Annotated in this window: 1 protein-coding gene; it reads right to left on the reverse strand. The window is 50.7% G+C overall.

All coding sequences use genetic code 11. From position 1 onward, the window contains the following. The coding region (locus VIM72_RS22130; RefSeq protein ID WP_332005001.1) for a sensor histidine kinase at window positions 1-2,528 on the reverse strand (2,528 nt) is incomplete at its 3' end. Window positions 2,529-2,539: the final 11 nt, after the last annotated feature.

Here is a 2,539-nt window from a genome sequence, read left to right on the forward strand (position 1 = left end):
GCCTCCTGTACGCTCTGTATCCTGGATAGTTTATTGGGATCAATAACCGGCGCTGTTTGCGGCAACAAGTCGGCAGTAATGGATTGTAACAGGTAGGAAGGAACGGGATTGGCGGGCGCTTCCTGTTGCTGCAGCTGAGTGTTGCCCGTTTCTGAAAGCGGGAGCTGTACGTAAAAAGCTACCCCATTATTTTCATTCACCGCGCGGATGCTGCCATTGAGCAGATGCACCATTTGCTGGGTAAAAGCCAGTCCTATCCCTGTTCCGAACTTTCCATGTGTGGCGGTACCGGTACTGAAAAAACGGGTAAACAGGTTATCCAGTTGTTCCGCTGGTATATGACTGCCGGAATTATATACGTAGATGCTCAGGCAGTTATTCGTTTGTTGGGCGCGGAGCAGGATGGTTTCTTCCCGGTTGGTGTATTTACAGGCATTGCTCAGCAGGTTAAACAGGATCTTTTCCAGCTTGTCTTTATCCATGGCGGCAATCATTGCCGGCGCAATACTGGTTTCAAAGCGCAGGGCTTTTTGCTGGCACATAGGTTTAAACAAGGCTGCAATATTTTCCAGCAGCGCAGAAATATTAAGTGGGGAGTAATAATTTTCCAGGAAGCCGGCTTCCGCTCTGCGGAATTCCAGCAACTGCTGCACCAGGTAGGTTAGCCGGGAAGCATGCTGATGTACCAGGGCCTGGTGATAAGTATCGCCGGGCTGTTCGCGGCTGCGTTCCGCCGCGCCAACAATGAGCGTCAGCGGGGTTTGCAGTTCATGTGCGATGTTGGTAAAAAAGCGGAGTTGTTCTTCATGTACCTCTTCTTCTTTTTTACGCAGCAGGTGTTCCATTTCCAGCTGATGTTTCATTTTCAGTTTATTTTTCCGGTACAGCCAGAAAGCAGTGCCTGCGCTGCCCAACAGCAACAGGTATAACAGGAACGCAGGCCAGGTAAGCCAGAAATATTGTTGAACGATGAGGGTAAACAGTACGCTGGGCGGCGTCCATACGCCTTCCCCGTTACTCCATTTTACTTTCAGTACATACCGGCCCGGAGGAACATTGCTATAGGCAATCCTGCCGTTGCCACCGGTGTATTGCCAGGTTTTATCGTAGCCTTCCAGCAGCCAGGCGTATTCACATTTTTCTGCATGAAGAAAACTGACGGCTTTACCCTGCAGTTCAAAAAAGTTATCCCGTCTTGCCAGCGTATAGGCGGCGGCGTTATATTCTCCCGGTTGCAGTACTTCTAATCCGTTCTCATTTGTTTTACCGGCCAGTTGCAATCCTGATACCAGCAGGTTGGGATACACATGGCGCTCCCGTATATTGGCCGGGATGAAATAATTGAATCCGTAAACGCCCCCGAAGTAAAGCCGTCCTGCAGGATCTTTCCAGACTGCCCCATCGCTGAATTCATTGCTTTGCAATCCATCGGCTTCCTGGAAATGTGATATTTCGGCAGTAGTGGGATTGATACGCGCCAGTCCTTTATTGGTACTTACCCAGATCAGGCCGTCGTTGTCCTGCGTAATGGCATGAATGGTATTATTGGGCAGGCCGTTGCCGGTATTATAGCGGGTAAATACCGGTTGTGGCTTACTGATATCTTCTTCTGCAATATAATTCAACCCGTAACTGGTACCTATCCATAACCGCTGTCTGGTATCGCGGTAAAGCGCCAGTACATCATTATGTGACAGGCCGCCTTCATAACTAAATGCCTTAAACACCTGGAATTTTTGCTGGGTTTTGTTGAAGAGGTTAAGTCCGCCATAGCGGCAGCCAATCCACAGTGAGTTAGCAGGACCGGGCGCCAGCGAATAAATAATATCGTTGGCAGGACCGCTGTCGCCGCCATTGAATGTATACTGACGGAATGCCGTTACCGCCATGGCGCTGCCCTGCCGCTGAATGCGCAGATGTACCAGTCCATACCCGCTGGTGCCCAGCCACAGCGAGCTATCGGCATCCGGTAGTATGGCATATACGGAGCCAAACACCGGCAGTTTACTGCTGCCCTTTACCTGTGCCCAGTTGATGAAGCGTTTATGCAGCTGGTCATAAAGTGAAAGCCCTTTACCATCAGTACCTATAAAGAGGATGCTATCCATACCGCGGCAAAGCGCAAAAACGGAATTATCGTCCAGTTCCGCCGAAAACAATTGCTGGTGCGTAGTAACAGGCTGCCGGGTGAAACCGGGAAAACAGATGATACCGCTGCCTTTGGTACCCACCCAAAGGTCGTTGCCATTGGCGCAGAAGGCGCGTATAGGTTTATTAAAAGCGGGGCCACCGGTAGCCCTGTTTACCGTGCCGAAGAATTTTGTTTGGGGATATATTTTGATGATACCGTTGCCATCTGTTCCGCACCACAATTCCTGTTCATCGCCGGCGGCCCATGATATGATCTTCATGTCCTGCAGCTGCCGGGTGGCTTCGGGCAACAGCTGTGTAGGCCGGAACTGTGCATCATACTCGCCAAAGCCTTGCGTGGCCCAGGCAAGCAGGTAATGCCGGTTGTAGATGGTCATAGCGTTTACCG

This window comes from Chitinophaga sp., assembly GCF_036569185.1.
Taxonomy (GTDB): Bacteria; Bacteroidota; Bacteroidia; order Chitinophagales; family Chitinophagaceae; genus Chitinophaga.